Origin of the sequence: Amycolatopsis rhizosphaerae, assembly GCF_007713715.1 — a bacterium.
Taxonomy (GTDB): Bacteria; Actinomycetota; Actinomycetes; order Mycobacteriales; family Pseudonocardiaceae; genus Amycolatopsis_E; species Amycolatopsis_E rhizosphaerae.
Map to the genome: position 1 here is coordinate 1 of NZ_VJWX01000790.1, position 1,840 is coordinate 1,840.

Below are 1,840 nucleotides of genomic sequence, written 5' to 3' on the forward strand. Positions count from 1 at the left end.
CTCCCACCGTGCCTCGGACCCTGCTGGTGACGAACGACTTCCCGCCCCGCCCCGGAGGTATCCAGAACTACCTCGACGCACTGGCGCGGCGGCTGCCGCCGGACGATCTCGTCGTGTACGCCCCGTCCTGGCACGGTTCTTCCGGTTCGCACCCCGAATTCGACGCCGCCGCGCCGTTCGAGGTCGTCCGCCATCCCACTTCACTGATGCTGCCCACCCCGGACGTGCTGCGGAGGGCCAGGGAACTGCTGCGGTCACGGGACTGCGAATCCGTGTGGTTCGGCGCCGCCGCTCCGCTGGCGTTGCTCGCGCGGCCGTTGCGCGCGGCGGGGGCGGAGCGGGTCGTCGCCTCCACCCACGGGCACGAGGTGGGCTGGTCGATGCTGCCGGGCGCGCGGCAGGCACTGCGGCGGATCGGCGACACCACCGATGTGCTGACCTTCGTCAGCAAGTACACGCGCGGCCGGTTCGCCTCGGCCTTCGGCCCGATGGCCGGCCTGGAGTACCTGCCATCGGGGGTCGACACGGACTTCTTCCGGCCGGACGAGGCGGCCCGCGCGGAGATCAGGGCCCGGCACGGGCTCGGCGACCGTCCCACCGTGGTGTGCGTTTCGCGGCTGATGCCGCGCAAGGGGCAGGACATGCTGATCCGGGCGCTGACCCAGGTGCGGCGCACGGTGCCGGACGCGGCGTTGCTGCTGGTCGGCGGCGGTCCTTACCGGGAAACGCTGTCCCGCCTTGCCAGTGAACTGGGGCTCACCCGCGACGTGGTGCTGACCGGTTCGGTGCCCTGGCAGGAGCTTCCCGCGCACTACGTGGCGGGCGACGTGTTCGCGATGCCCTCGAGGACCCGGGGAGGGGGGCTCGACGTGGAAGGGCTCGGGCTGGTCTACCTGGAGGCTTCGGCGAGCGGGCTGCCGGTGATCGCGGGAAACTCGGGCGGCGCTCCCGAAACCGTGCTCGAGGACGTGACCGGGCACGTGGTCGACGGCCGGGACGTGACGCGGCTGGCGGAAACCCTGGTGCCGCTGCTTCAGAACCCGGTGAGGGCGCGGAAGATGGGCGAGGCGGGACGGTCCTGGGTGCGCGAGCACTGGCGCTGGGACGTGCTGGCCGCGCGGCTTTCCCGGCTGCTCACCCCGTGACCCGGTCGGCGGCTCGTCCGCCGGGCACGGCCGCGACCGCCGGGTGGCGCGGATCGTCGGCCCGGACCAGCAGGTCCGCGATCTCGCCTGGCCGCACTTCCCGCTCGTAGCGTTCGAACGCGGGCAAGGCCCAGTGCTGGTCTTCGGGCAGCCTGCGGCGCAGCGCCGCGGGCGAGATCGCCAGGTGCACCGTGAGGTCGAAGGGCAGGCCGCGCCCGAGGAGCAGTTCGCCGTCGGCGATCAGCACGGCGCCGGGCGGAAGTGCGACGCGGTCGAGGCGGGTCGCGCGGTCCCGTTCGGCGTCCCACAGCGCGGGCAGGACCTCGCCGCTGCCGCCGGGGGCGAGGGGTTCGAGCACCTCGCGCCGCAACGCTCCCTCGTCCAGCCAGTCCCGGTAGCGCGCGTCCGGGTCCCGCCTGCCCCGTTCGAAGCGGAGTGAAGCCGGGCGCAAAAAGTCCTTTGTGGATACTCGGAGTGGTCGTCGGCCGTTGACCCGCAACGGGTCCACCATCGTGTCCGCCAGTGCCGCGGTGCCGAGTGCGCCGTCGACGGCGATCCGGACCCAGCCGGTGCCGGGCCGGGACAGCACGCGTTCGGCCAGTTCCCCGGCGAGCCGCTCCCACGAGATCGGCCGGAATCTCATACCGCGATCCTGCCACGGCGCGGGACGGGCGGCGGGGACGCCGGAATTGTCG

2 protein-coding genes are annotated in these 1,840 nt (G+C 73.2%); one reads left to right on the plus strand and one right to left on the minus strand.

Going from position 1 to position 1,840, the window contains the following annotated elements:
- Positions 1 to 8: 8 nt before the first annotated feature.
- Entirely contained in the window at positions 9 to 1,145 is a 1,137-nt protein-coding gene (locus tag FNH05_RS36860; RefSeq protein WP_144593456.1) for a glycosyltransferase family 4 protein, read from the plus strand.
- Here FNH05_RS36860 and FNH05_RS36865 read toward each other — a convergent pair.
- Positions 1,135 to 1,788, minus strand: coding sequence for a nucleoside/nucleotide kinase family protein (locus FNH05_RS36865; RefSeq protein WP_144593455.1), 654 nt, complete (start codon positions 1,786 to 1,788; stop codon positions 1,135 to 1,137). The genes FNH05_RS36860 and FNH05_RS36865 overlap by 11 nt on opposite strands.
- Positions 1,789 to 1,840: the final 52 nt, after the last annotated feature.

What these genes read in the sequence shown, in the direction of transcription:
- FNH05_RS36865 (WP_144593455.1), bottom strand. Translation starts at nt 1,788, where the DNA reads ATGAGATTCCGGCCGATCTCGTGGGAGCGGCTCGCCGGGGAACTGGCC.